The sequence below is a fragment of the Nostocoides veronense genome (assembly GCF_039531185.1).
GTDB lineage: Bacteria > Actinomycetota > Actinomycetes > Actinomycetales > Dermatophilaceae > Nostocoides_A > Nostocoides_A veronense.
The window spans coordinates 1-15,484 of record NZ_BAAAPO010000039.1; the positions used below are offsets into that span (position 1 = coordinate 1).

Consider the following 15,484-nt stretch of genomic DNA (forward strand, 5'->3'; position numbering starts at 1 on the left):
ACCCACGCGGGCATTCGTGGATGAGGCAACGAAGCAACCCACGCGGGCATCTTGGATGAGTCAATGCGTCAGTTTCGGGATGCCGCCCGGTGTTTGCTATGGTTTCCGAGCGCCGCGAGGCGTGCCAGACCATTCCCCTGTAGCTCAACTGGCAGAGCATTCGGCTGTTAACCGAAGGGTTGTTGGTTCGAGTCCAACCGGGGGAGCAAGCTAAGCCCCTGACCTGCGGAAACGCGCGTCAGGGCCTTTTTTCTTTGGCAGCCTAGGAGCCGATTTACCGACTCCGTTCCTGAGTTACCCCCCGTCGTTGGCGATCGCCAGTGTCCTTAGATCAGGCCGACCTGCTCGCGGAGGCGGGCGCGGGCATCGGCGACGGCCTGCGCCACCCCGGGGTCGGCGAGACGGACGCCCTTGCCGAGCAGGGTCTGGTCGTGCATTGAGCCGTCGGCGAGGTTCTTGCGGATGACAACCCGCGCGCTGCGGCCAGTGCCGAGCGGCACTTGCTCGGTCAGGACCACGGAGGCCTGCACCCGTTCGCGGAAGGCGGCGAGCACTTGCATGGATTCACGGAAGACCCACTGCTGGGGTTTGGCACCGTCGACCCACGTCACCGTCAGGGTGAAGGCATCGTGGTCCCATTTCCCGCCGTCGACGAGATGCCAGGGCCGCGCGAGGGGCTCGCCGGCGGGCGCGGCGGCATACAGCCGGGTCGTCGTGACCAGGACCCACGTGCCGTCTTCGGCGGGCGCGGAGGCGAGCACCCGCTCGCCCCGCTCCAAGACAAGGGTGTCGCGAATCGCTTGTGGCAGTTCGGGATCGGAGCTCTTGCGGCGCAGCCAGGCCATGGTCAGGTGGTTCCTTCACGAAGTCGGGCGAGGGCACGTTGGCGCTCTTGCAGGCCGCTTGCAACATCGCGCACCTGCGCCGGGTCCGCGTCTGGGTCGGAGGACAGGCGGCGCATCAGCGACATGGCGTCGGCGATTTCGCGGCGCAAGGCGACCTCGCGAACCCGGATGACGAGGGAATCGACATACCGCTGCTCCGGGCCGCCGGTCGCGGCGTCGAGGGTGACGGGCAGGGTCGCCACAGAAAGAGCGGTGACCATCGGCTGCACCGCGAGCGGCGCGAGATCGGTGACGGCGGCGACCCACTGCGCGAGCGTCATACCCTCCCACGGCTCGACGCTGCGCAGCGCGTCGAAGACCGCGCGGTGCGCCGGCGCGACGAAAGCCTCCGGGGGAATCTCGTCGATCTGGGCGCCGACCGAATTGGGGTACTGCAAAAGCACCTGCAGGAGTTGCGATTCCGCGTTGACGATCGGGTCGCGCAGGTCGGGCATGGGGTATGCCGTCGCCAACTCGGCAGCGCTCGGCTCCTCCGGCTCAGGGTCGCGGCGGCGCGGGCCATCCTGGGGGGCCGCGAGAGTGCCGGAGCGGCGCATCTGGTCGGCGAGTTGCTCGATGCCGACGCCAATCCAGCCGGCGACGGTGCGTTGGTATTCGGGGCGTAGCGACGGGTCCTTGATCGAGTTGATCACGGGGGCAACGGTTTTCATCGCCGCCACCCGTCCCTCAGCGGTTGTCAGGTCGAGGCGGGCAATGAGAGTTCGGACGGCGAACTCGAACATCGGCACGGCATCGTCGACGAGTTCTTTGACCGCCTCGGGTCCCTTGCGCAACCGCAGATCGCACGGGTCCATCCCGTCGGCCGCGACCGCGACGAAGGACTGGGCGGTCCACCGCTGGTCCTCGGCGAAGGCCTTCATCGCGGCCTTCTGCCCGGCGGCATCGCCATCGAAGGTGAAGACGATCCGGGCGGGGTCGAGGCCGGGCTCGTCGCGCATCAGGCGGCGCAGCAGCTTGATGTGATCGACGCCGAAGGCGGTGCCGCAGGTCGCCACGGCCGATTCGACGCCGGACAGGTGCGCGGCCATGACATCGGTGTAGCCCTCGACAACGACCGCCTGCCGGCCTTGCGAGATGACCTTTTTGGCCAGGTCGATGCCATAGAGCACTTGGGACTTCTTGTAGATCGAGGTCTCGGTGGTGTTGAGGTATTTCGCCTCGATCCGATCGTCCTCGAAGATCCGGCGGGCGCCGAAGCCGATGGTGTCGCCGGAGGTGTCGCGGATGGGCCACATCAGCCGGCCGCGGAATCGGTCATAGCTCCCCCGGCCGCCGCGACCGACCAGGCCCGCGAGGACGGTCTCCTCCTCGGTGAATCCGCGGCTGCGCAACAGCCGCGAGAGCACCTCTCCCCCGCGGGGCGAGAAGCCGACACCGAAGCGCTCACACTGCGCTCCGGTGAAATCGCGCTGGCGCAGGAAGTCACGCGCGGCGCGGGCGTCGGGGCTGTTGATCAGGAGATCGGCATACATCTCCTGCGCGATGCGGTGGGCCTCGACCAGGCGAGAGCGCCGCCCGAGCCCGCCCTCGGGCGCCCCGCCTGTGCCCTCCTCGCGCCGCAATTCCATGCCGAGCCGGGAGGCGAGGCGCTCGATGGCCTCGACGAAGGTGAGATGGTCGATCTTCTGGACGAAGGCGACGACATCACCGCCCTCGCCACAGCCGAAGCAGTGAAAGGTGCCGGCGCTCTCGCGGACGGTGAACGACGGGGTCTTCTCGTCATGGAAGGGGCACAGGCCCTTGAGCGAGCCGACGCCGGCGCTGCGCAGCGTGACGTGATCGCGCACGACCTCGACGATCGAGGAGCGGTCCTTGACGGCCGCGATGTCCTCGGCCCGAATCCGGCCCGCCACCTCGCTCCTTCCGCCGTCACTGCCCGCATTACTGCCCGGTCAACCCGCGGCCAGTGTATGTGGGGTGCCGGGGCGAGCGGCCGCCTCGGCAAAGTCAGCGCAGGTTAGTCGAATCCGCATAGCTAGCAAGGTGTGCGGAGTTGACTAACCTCTGTTAGCAGAAGTTGCACAACTCGGCGGCCGCTCCCAACCCGGCGGCCGACCATGCGGGCGAGTTAGTCGAGGCCCCAGGCGCGGGCGATGGCCCAGGCACGGACATCGGTCAGGCTGGCGACCTGGTCGACCACGACACGACGCCGCGCCGCGTCGTTCGGGGCGAGGGCGTGGTCTTCTTGCCGGTCGAGGTCGAGGAGGGCGGGGTCGGCCTCGTAGGCCGCGACCAGGGCCGTGACCAGTTCGCGCTGGCGGGCCTGGATCGTCAGCCGGTCCTCGGCATACATGACGTAATGCGCCGCCACGGCCTTGAGCACGGCGCACTCGGCGCGCGTCGCGTCCGGCACGACGAGCCGCGCGGCATAGCGGGTCAGCGGCCCGTCGCCATAGACCTCCCGGGTGGCGAGCTCCGAGGCCTGGACGAAGCGCCCGATCAGCCGCGAGGTCATGTCCTTCAGCGCGGCCTGGGCGCGGCGGGTGCCGTCATAGCCCTGCGGGACGATCCCCAGGCCGGCGAGCCGGGCGTGGGCGGCCGCGAGGTCGGAGGCGGTGAGGTCCGCGGCATACACCCCGTGCGCGACGGCGAGAACCATGTCGACCTCGGCGGGATCGTGCAGAGCGCGCGGGTCCAGCCGCCCGCTGGCGATCGCGTCCTCGACATCGTGCACCGAATAGGCCACGTCATCGGACCAGTCCATGACGTCGGCTTCCAGGCAGCGTTCGTCGGCGCCACGCCCAGCACGCAGCCACGCGAAGACCTCCGCGTCATCGGCATACGCCCCGAACTTGCCGACCTCGGGACGGTCGGCGTGCAGCCAGGGATACTTCGTCGCCGCATCGAGGGCGGCACGTGTCAGATTCAGCCCGGCAGGACGGCCGTCCGGGTGAAATCGCTTAGCCTCCAACCCCGTCAGGATGCGTAGCGTCTGGGCATTGCCCTCGAAGCCGCCGATCCCGGCACACACCTCATCCAGCGCGCGCTCGCCATTGTGACCAAATGGCGGGTGGCCGAGATCGTGTGCGAGACAAGCAACTTCAACGAGGTCGCCATTGCAGCCAAGCGCCGCGCCGAACTCGCGGCCGATCTGCGCCACCTCGAGCGAATGGGTCAACCGGTTGCGGACGAAGTCGTCGCTATCCGGTGAGAGCACCTGCGTCTTGGCGGCCAACCGGCGCAACGCAGCCGAGTGGATGAGCCGGCCGCGATCGCGCGCAAAGTCGTCCCGGTCGGTGCGTTTCAGCGCCGGGTCCTCCCCCACCCATCGGGCCAGGTCCTCGGGGGCATAGCCAGCCGTCACGGCGCCTCCGGCTCGGCTATGCCGAGGCTCGCCCGGTTGCGCGCGACCCAGGTCGGCGTCTCGCCATAACGCTGCGGCTTGATGAGCAGGCCGCGAGCGCTGTCGGCGATGAGTTCGCCCATCCGGCGGTCGCGGGTCGCCTCTTGCTTGGCGGACAGCACCCAATGAATGGCGATCTTGCGATAGGTCGGCGTAGCCAACTCCAGCCAGCGAGAGGCGAGGTCGTCGGCGGCGAGGCGGGCTGCATACGCCTCGGGCAGGGCCTGGTCTCCCGGCTTTTCGTAGGCGTAGATGCCGGACTTCTCCGGTCTTCGGCGCTCGAAGGCCGCCAGCCCGGCCGGGCGCATCCGGCCCGCAGCGGTCAGGTCCTCGACCAGGCCGATGTTGACGGTGCTCCAGATGCTGCCCGGGCGGCGCGGGGTCCACCGCTGACGGGTGCTGTCGTCGTCGATGCGCTGGGCGACGGAGTCGATCCAGCCGAAACAGAGCGCCTCGGACACGGCGTCTTCCCAGGTCAGACCCCGGTCGGCGACATGCTTCTTGCGCAGGCCCATCCACAATTCGCTCGCCGTTTCATGGTTGGCCTCCAGCCACGCGCGAAACTCCGCCGGCCCCTCGAAGAAGAGGGCCGGGCGCTCCGGTGAGCCACCGGGTGTGCCGATCCGCGCTCTCATACGTCCAACCCTGCCAGAGCCCACCGACAACCGGCCCAGATCAGCCGCCGCTCACGCTGTCCTCGGCCTCAGCGACCAGCGCCGCCTGCTCAGCCGTGAGCTCCTGGCTGTCCAGCCAGCCGTCGGGCAGGGCCACGCGGCGCGGGTTGCCGGCCCGGCCCCGCTGACCCTCGGCAGGTGCCCCGGGCCAGGGCGCGGACGCGTCGAGATCGGCGATCAGGGCATCGAGGTCGGCGAGCGTGTTGACGAGCGCGAGCTGGTGGCGGATCTGGGAGCCGGCGGGGAAGCCCTTGAGGTACCACGCGATGTGCTTGCGGATATCGCGGCAGCCCTTGGCTTCGTCCTCATAGAAGTCGCAGAGGTATGCCGCGTGCCGGCGCAGCGTCGCCCCCACCTCCCCGAGGGTCGGCGTCACCCGCTCCGGCGAGCCCGCAAAGCCATTGGCCAGATCGGCGAATAGCCATGGGCGGCCGAGACATCCGCGCCCGACAACCACGCCATCGCAGCCGGACTCGGCGACCAGCCGCAGCGCATCCTCGGCCGACCAGATGTCGCCATTGCCGAGAACCGGGATGCTGCGCACGGTCTCCTTGAGGCGGGCTATGGCGCTCCAGTCGGCGACGCCGGAGTAGGCCTGGTCGACATAGCGGGCGTGCAGGGCAACGGCTGCGGCGCCGGCGGCTTCGGCGAGCCGGCCCGCGTCGAGATAGGTGACGTGATCGACGTCGATGCCCATCCGCATCTTCACCGTGACGGGCACGTCATACGGCTCGGCCTCCCGCACGGCGGCCGCGACGATGGAACGGAAGAGCTCCTTCTTCCAGGGCAGGGCTCCCCCGCCGCCTCGCCGCGTCACCTTGGGCACGGGGCAGCCGAAGTTGAGGTCGATGTGATCGGCGCGATCCTCGGTGACCAGGAGGCGCACCGCCGCCGCCGTCGTGACCGGATCGACGCTGTAGAGCTGGGTGCTGCGCGGCGACTCGCCGGGGTCATGCTCGATGAGCTTCATCGTCAACTCGTTGCGCTCGACCAGGGCCCGCGAGGTGATCATCTCGCTGACATAGAGCGCATTCGCCCCGGTTCCGCCGGCGCTGCCGTATTCGCGGCACAGGCGACGGAAGGCCCGATTGGTGATGCCCGCCATCGGCGCCAGCACCACCGGCGAATCGATCGTCAGGGGCCCGAAGCGCAAAGGTGCGAGCACGGGCGCGGCGGCGGCTGGGGCGGACATGATGCCTCGATTGTCCCATCGGCGCGCGCCTGACTCCCCCATTCGGTCACAGCCCCAGCGTTTGGTCGTGGGTCACACCGCCGGATGTGGGACTCACGACCACATGCGTGGGCTAGGACGCAATGGTGGACTCAGCCGTATGACGCCGCCCTGGTCAGCCGCGCGGGCGCACCAATCGCGCGTCGGGCGCGTGCGGCATGCTGGTGCCACGCCCGCGATCGCCTGGAAGGACGCCGCCATGACCTCGCTCATCACGCCCGACGCCCTCGCCGCCGAGTTGGCAGGGCCACAACAACCGGTGCTGCTCGATGCCTCGTTCAATCTCACCGGAATCACTGGGCGGGAGTTGTATGCCGTCGCCCACCTGCCGGGTGCCCAGTTCGTCGACGTCGATGTCGACCTCGCCGACCCGCCAGGCGCCGGTGGCCGGCACCCACTGCCCGACCTGGCCCGCCTGCAGCGCACGCTGCGCCGCCTCGGGCTCAGCGACGACAGCGCGGTCGTCGTATACGACCAGGGCAGCGGTATGGGGTCCGCTCGCGCCTGGTGGCTGCTCACCTACATCGGCCTGGCCGGCGTGCGCGTCCTCGACGGTGGGCTGGCGCTGTGGCAGCGCGAGGGCCATCCGGTGACCGACGAGGTGCCGGGGCCGGTCGCGGCGGGCGGGATCGTCATACGTCCTGGTGCGCTGCCGCTCCTGGATGCCGAGGCCGCGGCCCGCGTCGCTGAGGGCGGGCTGCTCCTGGACGCCCGCGCGGCCGAGCGCTTCGAGGGGCGCGTCGAGCCCATCGACCCGGTCGCCGGGCACATCCCCGGGGCGGTCAACGCACCCTTGGCAGAATTCACCGACGCCGATGGCCGGCTGCTCGACAAGGAGGCGCTGCACGCCTATTTCGCCGGGCTCGGCGTCTTCGAGCATGCCGAGGTCGCGGCCTACTGCGGCAGCGGCATCACCGCCGCCCGCCTGGCCCTCGCGCTGCGGCAGATCGGCGTCACCGCCGGGGTGTATGCCGGGAGCTGGAGTGAGTGGATCACCGACCCTGGGCGGCCGGTCGCCACCGGTTCCTGAGCCGACCCGTGGGCCGGCCGTCCGCCGAATCAGCGCACTCAGGCACTCATCTCAGAGCTGGCCGACCATGACCAGCTGCACGGGCATCCCGGTCAGGGACGCGACATACCGCAGGTCTTGGGTGCGCACATTCCACGCCACGAGATCGGTTGCGGGATATCGCGTGCTGCCGCCCGCCGAGACGAGCAAGACATCTTCCGTGAGCCAGGCCAGCGGCTGCACACCACCCTTGGACCGATTGGTGCCGTCGGCGTCGAAGCCACTCGCGTCGGCGAGCACGACGGGCGCGGGCAAGGGCGACGGACTCGTGCCATAACGCATCGCCATGACGCCTTGGAAGCCGTCCCGGCTCCGGTCCGCCAGGTCAGTCGCAGCGCTGGTCCACGTCGCGGTGTCCGGGCCGTCCACCCAGATCCGGTAGCGGCGCTCGGGCGGGACGGGGACCTTCGTGAACGCGCCGATCGTGGGGTCGTACGCCTCCGCCGTGATCGGGCCAAGGTCCCCACCACCGGACAGAATGACGCGGCCGCCCGGCCAGCCACTCGCGGACTTGCGCACCTCGCCGGTGGTGATATCGACGAGGTAGTTCTGCGGACCCGATGACGTCACCACGATCGGTCCGGCGTCGAGGAAGTTGGCCGGTCCGAGGTGCGTGTCCGGCACCGGAATCGTGCGCCACGGGCGCCTCCCGGATTGGGTGCTGTCGATCACGAGGAGACCGGTCGGCTGGCTGATGACGAGCGCGGTCCGGTCAGCCCCGATCGCCGCCGTCGACAGCCCGAAGCCAGAGTTGCCCTCGGCATCCGTTTGCGCGACCAGCGACAGGTCGTCGAAGACGAGAATCCGTCCCGTGCTCGTCACGACGCCGACTTGCGGCGGCTCCGCCTCTGAGAAGGCCGCGACGATCTGCTCACCGGGTGCGAAACCCGTTGTCTGCGAGAACTTCTGGGCGTCCTTGAGCAGATCGACCGACCCGCTCAGGCCAGGGATCTCAAAGTCGGCGTATGCCGGGAGGCGCTCGACCTTCCCGGGGTCCGGGAGCTCTGTGGTCAGCAATTCCCCGGCGACACGGGGAGTGCTCGTGGTGGTCTGCGTTGCCGGCGGCTGCGCCACCTCGCGGCCACCGGCTAGCACTGCGACGCCCACAGCACTCGCCGCGATTGCCGCCAATCCTCCACTGCCCCAAGCCATTCGACGACGGGCACGCCGACGACCGGCTTCGGCCCACGCGCTGGCGGCAAGGTCGACCTCGGGCACATCCGCGCTCGCCCGCTCCAACAGGTCCATTATCTCCTGGCTCATCGCCCGTCCTCCTTCGTGCTCACGATGCCGTTCTCCCCCATGACTTTTCGCAGATTCGCCAGGCCGTCGTGGGCTTGGTTCTTGACCGTGCCGACGCTGATGCCGAGCACCTCCGCGGTATCGATCTCGCTGCGATCCTCGAAGTAGCGCAGCACCACCACGGCCCGCTGCCGCTCGGGCAGCCGCCGCAGCGCGGCGATCACGTCGGTGCGCAACCCGGCCCGATCGGCCGGCGAGGGACCCGGGTGCGGGGCGTCCGGCATACCCTCGGTGAGCACTTCGCGCCGCGTGCTGCGCCACGCGGAAATGGCGTCGTGATAGAGAATCCGGCGGACATAGCCGTCCGGATTCTCGAAGCGCAACTTCGACCAGCGCCCGGCGAGCTTGATCAGCGCCTCCTGCACCAGATCCTCGGCCTGCGCCGCGTCCCCGCACATGAGGTATGCCGCCCGCACCAAGTGCTGCTGGCGGCCACGGACATACTGCTCGAAGCCCGGATCCATCGGCGTCGCCATATCCCTGACCCTCCCACCTGACGCTGGAACCCTCTTGATCACCTAACGCCCGGGCCCCGCAGGCAGGTTGGGCCGACCGCGGAAAATTCGCCATCGCTAGGCGGGTAGCCTTGCTGATCGTGTCCGGATCCCCCATGCCGCAGCCCCGCAATGCCAGCGAACGCGCCCTCGTCGCGATGGCGCGGCTGCCGCGGATCGTGCCGGTGCTGGCGGTGCTCGTGCTGATGGGCGTCGGAGCGTTCGTGCCGACCTATGGCTGGATTGCCACCGCGATCGTGGCGCTTTTCTTCGTGTGGATCTTGTCGCTCAGCTGGCCGCGCCTGACCGGCGTGGAAAAGCTGATGCGCTTCGCCGTGATCGTCTTCGTCGCGGCGATCGCGGTCATCCAGTCGCGACCTCGTTGACCGCATCGCCCTCCGGGGCGAGGTCGGCCAGGAACTCCTCGTCCAGGGGCCAGTTCAGCGGCGTGGGATACCAGCGGCGCAGGCTGTGCGGCACCTTGAACGGCCGCCAATTCTGCGTCCCGAGCGGCAACGCGAGCCGGTCGGCGATCGCCCAGAGCGCGGCCGGGTGGTGTCCCATCCCGATATGCGAGGCCTTGACCTCGATGTTCTCCGCGGTGCCATAGAGCTCGTTGAGACACGCCTGCCAGGGCACGATACCGTCGCTGCGCGAATAGATCGCGGTCGTCGGGATCGGCATCGGGTCGCGCAGGTGCTCCTGCTCGGGCAGATCGAGCTCCTCGGCGGACACGTGCAGGTGCCGGTAGCGATCGAAGACCAGGGTCGCGAGGGTGTCGCCGCGGTGGATCAGCCGGAAGGGTGAGGCCAAGGTGATGACCTGACGGACCTGGTCGGGATAAGCCCGGCCGAGCTGGCGGGCATACAACCCCCCCAGGCTCCAGCCGATGATCGAGATGGGGCCGTGCTCGGAGGTGAGAGTCTCGACGCTCTCGCGCATCGAATCCACGATCTGTCGGGTCGGGCCGATATTGCGTCCCACGCCCCAGCCGTGCGGGTGATAGCCGAGCGAGGCGAGATAGTTGCGCAGCAAGAGCGTCGTGTAATCCCCCGCCATCAGGCCGGGCAGGACGAGGACGTGCTGGCCTTCCCCGCGCCGAGCCTTGCTCAGCACCCTCCGGAAAGCGGCGTACTCACCCACCTCACCGGCCATACGAGGGACCTCGGTGAGCCCCCGGATCATTGACGGACGCACCACTTCAGTATGACCCGTTGGCGACGAGAAACCTACTGAGAGGTAGCAATTCGGTGTGTCCGGCATGTCACACCACCCTTTGGGCGCGTCGCGGGTGGCGGTTTGACGGCGGACGTTCCGCTGATTGAGAATGATTCTCATGTTCGCTGTCCGGGCTCGTATGCCGGCCCTCCTGGCCGTCGCGGCGCTCGCCCTGGCCGGGTGCTCGCCCGCCGGGTCGGGGGACACCAGTGGCCGGCCGAGAGTCGTGGTGGGCTTCTATGCCGCGCAGTACCTCGCGGAGCAGATCGGCGGCCCCCGCGTCGAGGTGACCTCCCTGACGCGCCCGGGCGCGGAACCCCATGACGTGGAACTGACCGCCAAACAGTTGATTCAGCTGGCCAAGGCCGATCTCGTCGTCACCGAGAGCCACTTCCAACCGGCCGTCGATCAGGGCATCGCGGCGAGCGCCCCGCGCCGCGTGGTGGACCTGACCGCGGCGCTCGGGCTGAACCTGGCGGGGACGGGCGACCACGAGGATGCTGCCGAGGACGGGCACGACCACGAGCATGAGGCGGCGACCGACCCAAGTCAGGACCCGCACTTCTGGCTCGACCCCCAGTTGATGCGCCGCGCGGCCGACGCCGTGGCCGCTGGGCTGAGCCAGGCTGATCCCGCAGGCACCGCCGACTACACGAAGCGAGCCTCAGCGCTCGATGCCGACCTCACCAGCCTGGATGGCGAACTGCGCAGCCGGCTGAGCGACTGCGCGCAGCCCGAAATGGTGACCAGCCACGCGGCATACGCCCACCTCGCCGCCGTGACCGGTCTGCACCAGCACGCGCTGGCCCTGAACCCCGAAAGTGAGCCCACCGCAGCGCAATTGGCCGCCATCACCGATTTGATCCGCAGCGATGGCGTGCGCACGATCTATGTCGAACCGCTCGCGCCGCCGCGGGTCGCCGAGGTCATCGCCGCCGAGACCGGCGCGCAGACGGCCGTGCTGGACCCGATCGAAGGCCTCAACGCTCGCTCTGCCGCCGATGACTACCTCGGTCTGATGCGCGCCAATATCGACACCCTGGCGAAAGGTCAGCAATGCCGCCCGTGACGATCATCGACCTGCAGGACGCCGCCTTCGGGCATGCCGGAACCCCCATCGTCTCCGGCGTCACCGTGAGCATCGCCCCCGGCGAAGTCGTCGCCGTGCTCGGCCCCAATGGCGCCGGCAAGTCCACGCTCGTCAAAGGCCTGCTCGGTCTGACCGAGCACCTCGGCGGGCGCGCGAATGTCTTGGACCAACCCCTGGAGGAGGTCGACCGGCGACGAATTGGCTATGTCCCGCAACGGCATACGCTCGCGAACTCGGTGCGCGCCACCGTCGCCGAGATCGTCGCGATCGGGCGGCTCCCCTATCGCGCGTGGTGGCGCCCCTGGCGGCGGGATGCGTATGCGGACCGCCAGGCCATAGCCCGGGCTCTCGAAGTCGTGGGGCTTGGCGAGCGGGCCGGCGCCGATGTGTCGGCGTTGTCCGGCGGGCAGCAGCGTCGGGTGCTCATTGCGCGGGCGCTCGCGGCGAGCCCGGATGTGCTGATCATGGATGAGCCGACGGCCGGCGTGGATCACGCCAATCAGCTCATCTTGGCGGGGGTCCTGGAGACGCTTGCCGCCCGCGGGACGACGATGCTCATCGTCACCCACGAATTGCAGGCGCTGGCCGATGTCATCACGCGCGTCCTCGTCGTCGACGAGGGCACGATCTCCTGGGATGGCTCGCCCGCCGACTTCACGACGATGACCGGGGCGCCGATGGACGGGCATCACCACGGCCACTCCCCCGAACACCGTTCCACCCCAGGGCATTTGCCGACCGACACCTTTGACCACGGGAGCCCTCATGCTTGAGTTGCTCGACTATGCCTTCATGCGCAATGCGCTTATCGCGGCCTTGCTCATCGGGGCGGCGGCGCCGCAGGTCGGCATCTTCCTCGTGCAGCGCCGGCTATCGCTCATCGGCGACGGCCTGGGGCATGTCGCGCTCGCCGGTGTCGCGATCGGGCTGCTGACATCGAGCGAGCCGGTGCTGACGGCACTGGTCACGGCAGTGCTCGCGGCCGTGGCGATCGAGGTGGCGCGCTCGCGCGGCGGGCCAAGCAGCGACCTGGCGCTCGCCCTGATGTTCTATGGCGGCATCGCGGCCGGTGTCGTCCTGATTGGCCTCTCGCCGCAGGGCACGCCGGCGAACCTCACGTCTTATCTTTTCGGCTCGATCACGGCGACAACGACGACCGATCTCTACATCTTCCTGGCGCTGACGGTCACCGTGGTGGCGACGTCAATCCTGTTGCGCCCGTGGCTGTTTGCCGTGGCGCAGGATGAGGAGTATGCCCGCGCTTCCGGCCTGCCGGTCGTGCGGATCAACCTGCTGCTCTCGATCCTCACGGCGGTCACGGTCGTGGTGTCGATGCGGGTGGTCGGGTTGTTGTTGATCAGTGCCCTGATGATCATCCCGAATGCCAGCGCGCAACTGCTCTCGCGGTCCTTTTCCTCGGCAACGCGGATCGCGGTGGCTTTCGGGCTGGTGTCGGCGCTGGGCGGTGTCGTCACCTCCTTCTATGCCGAAACCCCCTCCGGCGCAACGATTGTGCTCATCGCGCTGGGAGTCTTCTGCGTTGCCGCAGCGGCCTCCGGCATCCAGCACCGGCGCGACGCGGCCCATGCTCGAGCCGAGCGGCACGACCACGAACACGGCCCGGATTGCGGACACACCGCCATCGCGCACGGCGACCACATCGACTATCTCCACGACGGACACCGGCACGCCGCGCACGCCGATCACTACGACGAGCACGCGGCGGGCGGGCATACCCACGAGCCGGGAGGACATGCCCACGAGCACGCGGGCGGCGCGCGATGAGCGGGGCACAGACGGGCGAGAAGCCGCGGCGGCTGACCCGGCAGCAACAGGCCGTCAGCGACATCCTTGACGCGCGCGGCGACTTCCGCTCCGCCCAGGAATGGCATGCGGCGCTGAAGGACGACGGCAGTCCCGTCGGCCTTGCGACGGTCTATCGGACGCTCCAATCGCTCGCCGATGCGGGCCGGATCGATGTGCTGCGCACGGCGGCGGGCGAGTCGCTCTATCGCGCGTGCAGCGCCGGCCACCATCACCACCTGGTGTGCCGAGAGTGTGGCCGGACCGTGGAAATTTCGGCCGGTGAGGTCGAACGGTGGGCTGTGGCCACCGCGACCGCATACGGTTTCACTGCGGTGGATCACACCGTGGAGATCGTGGGCTGTTGCGCGCCGTGCAGCACCCGGACGACGGAGGGAGCACGCGCGGATGCGTGAACGATCGATCCGGGCATTGATCCTTGCGCTCGTCGGCATCCTCGCGCTGACCGGTGCGCTGGCCGGGTCGGTGTGGTTCCTTGGGCACGATTCGCAGGCACGCCTGGCGGCCGGGTTGTATGCCGAGAAGGCCGCCAAAGCGTTGGCCACGGGCACGCTTCCGGAGGGTCTGCAATCGACGGATCGCGCTGCGCTGGAAGCGGATTACGCCAAGGTCCTCGCTGGCATGGGCAAGTTGCGACCGGTGGTCAAGGTCGCCTCCGTGGTGCTCGACAAGGGCGAGCGGCGCGGCACGATCACCTTCGATCAGTCATGGAAGATCCACGCGGACAAGGCGGCGTGGACTTATCAGTCGACGATGCCTATCGCGGCGATTACGCGCGCGGAGGGGGTCGAGTGGGTCGGCACCTGGTCGCACGAGGTCATCGCCAAGGGTTTGCGCGACGAAGAGGTGCTCAATGCCGTGCGCGAAGTCGCGGTGCGCGGCGACATTCTCGATGGCGATCAGGATCCGCTCGTCATGCCGCGGCCGGTGACCCGCGTCGGCTTGGACAAGCAGCGGGAGCCAGACGCCAAAGTGCTTGCGGCGAGCGCCAAGTCGCTCGCGCGCCGCGTCGGGATCGATCCGTCGGCGTATGCGGCCGCGGTCGCCGCAGCGGGCCCCAAAGCGTTCGTCGAGGCGATCGTCTATCGCGACGAGGCACGCGAGTTGATCGGCATCGCCGAGGACGCCAAGGACTTCCCCGGGCTGCGACTGCTGCCCGACGAACTGCCGCTCGCGCCGACCGCGCGCTTCGCCCGGCCCCTGCTCGGCACGGTCGGCCAGGCGACCGCCGAGATGATCCAGAAGTCCGGCGGCAGCCTGCGCGCCGGCACCATCGTGGGGTTGAGCGGGCTTCAGCAGTCCCTCAATGATCGTCTCGGCGGGCGGGATGGCTTCACCGTCCAGGCGCTGATGGTGGGCGCCTCGCCGCGGGATCTGTATGCCGTGCCCGCCCGCCAAGGTCTGCCCGTCGCGACGACACTGGACCCGGTCATTCAGGAGGCCGCGGAGCTGGCGCTCGATCAGGTGTCGAAGCGTGGCGCGTCGGCGCTGGTGGCCATTCGGCCGTCAGACATGCACATCCTCGCGGCGGCGAGTGGCCCTGGGAGCGAAGGATATTCGACGGCGACGCTGGGACAGTACCCTCCCGGTTCGACCTTCAAACCGGTGACCGCTCTGGCGTTGTTGCGCGCCGGCTTGCGGCCGAGTTCGCCGGTGCCGTGCGACAAGAGCATCATCATCGACGGGCGCACCTTCACGAACTATTCGGACTATCCGAGCAGTGCGCGCGGGTCCATTCCGCTGGTGACGGCGATCGCCAATTCGTGCAATACGGCGATGATCTCGGCGACCCGTTCGTTGGCTGCCGACTCGCTGGCTCAGGCCGCCGCGGCGGTCGGCCTGACGGCGCCGCCGACGGCCGGCATCCCTGCGGCCTTGGGCACCGTGCCAACGGATGGCGGGAAGGTGGACTTCGCGGCAGCTTCCATTGGCCAGGGCAAGGTCGTCGCCACGCCGCTGGCGATGGCCACGGTCGCTGCCGCCATCGCGCGCGGCGAGCCGGGTTCGCCGGTCTTCGTGACCGAGCCGGCGACGGAACCTGCGCCGATTGGTGGGCGGCCGATCACGGCGGACGAAGCCAAGGCATTGCGCTCGATGATGCGCGCCGTCGTCACCGAGGGGTCCGCGCGCTTCCTCGCGCGCGTCCCCGGCAAGCCGGTGATGGCCAAGACCGGCACGGCGGAATATGGCAGCGGCAACCCGCCCCCCACGCACGCCTGGATGATCGCCATCCAGGGCGACCTGGCCGTGGCGGTCTTCGTCGAGAAGGGCGAAAGCGGTTCCCGCACAGCGGGTCCCGTCCTCGAAGACTTCTTGCGCCGCATCGCCCGCTGA

The 15,484-nt window shown here is 69.1% G+C and carries 15 protein-coding genes and 1 tRNA gene; 8 read left to right on the forward strand and 8 right to left on the reverse strand.

Annotation, left to right across the window (positions count from 1 at the left end; translation table 11 throughout):
- The first annotated feature begins 133 nt into the window (after window positions 1-133).
- Window positions 134-206 (forward strand) — tRNA-Asn (locus tag ABD225_RS12370).
- A 120-nt stretch (window positions 207-326) separates the two neighbouring features.
- Here the strand turns inward: ABD225_RS12370 and ABD225_RS12375 are convergent.
- From ABD225_RS12375 to dusB, 5 genes are all read right to left on the reverse strand, one after another.
- Window positions 327-845, reverse strand: coding sequence for a hypothetical protein (locus ABD225_RS12375; protein ID WP_344085702.1), 519 nt, complete (start codon window positions 843-845; stop codon window positions 327-329).
- Window positions 846-847: 2 nt separating this feature from the next.
- A complete protein-coding gene (dnaG, locus tag ABD225_RS12380) occupies window positions 848-2,758 on the reverse strand; it encodes a DNA primase (RefSeq protein ID WP_344085705.1) in 1,911 nt (636 codons plus the stop codon).
- 215 nt (window positions 2,759-2,973) lie between these two features.
- Window positions 2,974-4,209 carry a deoxyguanosinetriphosphate triphosphohydrolase gene (locus ABD225_RS12385; RefSeq protein ID WP_344085708.1) on the reverse strand — a complete coding sequence of 412 codons (1,236 nt, stop codon included), beginning with the start codon at window positions 4,207-4,209 and terminating at the stop codon, window positions 2,974-2,976.
- Window positions 4,206-4,883 (reverse strand): YdeI/OmpD-associated family protein, encoded by a 678-nt coding sequence (locus ABD225_RS12390; protein ID WP_344085711.1) that lies wholly within the window; start codon window positions 4,881-4,883, stop codon window positions 4,206-4,208. The genes ABD225_RS12385 and ABD225_RS12390 overlap by 4 nt, the downstream gene beginning before the upstream one ends.
- Window positions 4,884-4,923: 40 nt before the next feature.
- On the reverse strand, window positions 4,924-6,114 hold the full coding sequence (dusB, locus tag ABD225_RS12395) for a tRNA dihydrouridine synthase DusB (protein ID WP_344085714.1): 1,191 nt from the start codon (window positions 6,112-6,114) through the stop codon (window positions 4,924-4,926).
- A gap of 139 nt (window positions 6,115-6,253) precedes the next feature.
- On the opposite strand from dusB, the gene ABD225_RS12400 reads away from it, so the two are divergent.
- Window positions 6,254-7,183 (forward strand): sulfurtransferase, encoded by a 930-nt coding sequence (locus ABD225_RS12400; protein ID WP_344085717.1) that lies wholly within the window; start codon window positions 6,254-6,256, stop codon window positions 7,181-7,183.
- 51 nt (window positions 7,184-7,234) lie between these two features.
- On the opposite strand, the gene ABD225_RS12405 is transcribed toward ABD225_RS12400, so the two are convergent.
- Both ABD225_RS12405 and ABD225_RS12410 read right to left on the reverse strand, forming a co-directional pair.
- Window positions 7,235-8,485 (reverse strand): hypothetical protein, encoded by a 1,251-nt coding sequence (locus ABD225_RS12405; RefSeq protein ID WP_344085720.1) that lies wholly within the window; start codon window positions 8,483-8,485, stop codon window positions 7,235-7,237.
- Window positions 8,482-9,000 (reverse strand): SigE family RNA polymerase sigma factor, encoded by a 519-nt coding sequence (locus tag ABD225_RS12410; RefSeq protein ID WP_344085723.1) that lies wholly within the window; start codon window positions 8,998-9,000, stop codon window positions 8,482-8,484. Before ABD225_RS12410 ends, ABD225_RS12405 begins: the two co-directional genes overlap by 4 nt.
- Before the next feature lie 119 nt (window positions 9,001-9,119).
- On the opposite strand from ABD225_RS12410, the gene ABD225_RS12415 reads away from it, so the two are divergent.
- A complete protein-coding gene (locus ABD225_RS12415) occupies window positions 9,120-9,404 on the forward strand; it encodes a DUF6703 family protein (RefSeq protein WP_344085887.1) in 285 nt (94 codons plus the stop codon).
- Here ABD225_RS12415 and ABD225_RS12420 read toward each other — a convergent pair.
- Entirely contained in the window at window positions 9,382-10,173 is a 792-nt protein-coding gene (locus tag ABD225_RS12420; protein ID WP_344085725.1) for a lipase family alpha/beta hydrolase, read from the reverse strand. The genes ABD225_RS12415 and ABD225_RS12420 overlap by 23 nt on opposite strands.
- Window positions 10,174-10,354: 181 nt before the next feature.
- On the opposite strand from ABD225_RS12420, the gene ABD225_RS12425 reads away from it, so the two are divergent.
- From ABD225_RS12425 to ABD225_RS12445, 5 genes are read left to right on the forward strand one after another with little or no spacing between them, the layout of a single operon-like run.
- Window positions 10,355-11,305 carry a metal ABC transporter substrate-binding protein gene (locus ABD225_RS12425; protein WP_344085728.1) on the forward strand — a complete coding sequence of 317 codons (951 nt, stop codon included), beginning with the start codon at window positions 10,355-10,357 and terminating at the stop codon, window positions 11,303-11,305.
- Window positions 11,293-12,099: a metal ABC transporter ATP-binding protein gene (locus tag ABD225_RS12430; RefSeq protein ID WP_344085731.1), complete on the forward strand. Its 807-nt coding sequence runs from the start codon at window positions 11,293-11,295 to the stop codon at window positions 12,097-12,099. Before ABD225_RS12425 ends, ABD225_RS12430 begins: the two co-directional genes overlap by 13 nt.
- Window positions 12,092-13,111 (forward strand): iron chelate uptake ABC transporter family permease subunit, encoded by a 1,020-nt coding sequence (locus ABD225_RS12435; RefSeq protein ID WP_344085734.1) that lies wholly within the window; start codon window positions 12,092-12,094, stop codon window positions 13,109-13,111. Before ABD225_RS12430 ends, ABD225_RS12435 begins: the two co-directional genes overlap by 8 nt.
- Entirely contained in the window at window positions 13,108-13,545 is a 438-nt protein-coding gene (locus tag ABD225_RS12440) for a Fur family transcriptional regulator (protein WP_344085737.1), read from the forward strand. The genes ABD225_RS12435 and ABD225_RS12440 overlap by 4 nt, the downstream gene beginning before the upstream one ends.
- A complete protein-coding gene (locus ABD225_RS12445) occupies window positions 13,538-15,484 on the forward strand; it encodes a penicillin-binding transpeptidase domain-containing protein (protein ID WP_344085740.1) in 1,947 nt (648 codons plus the stop codon). The genes ABD225_RS12440 and ABD225_RS12445 overlap by 8 nt, the downstream gene beginning before the upstream one ends.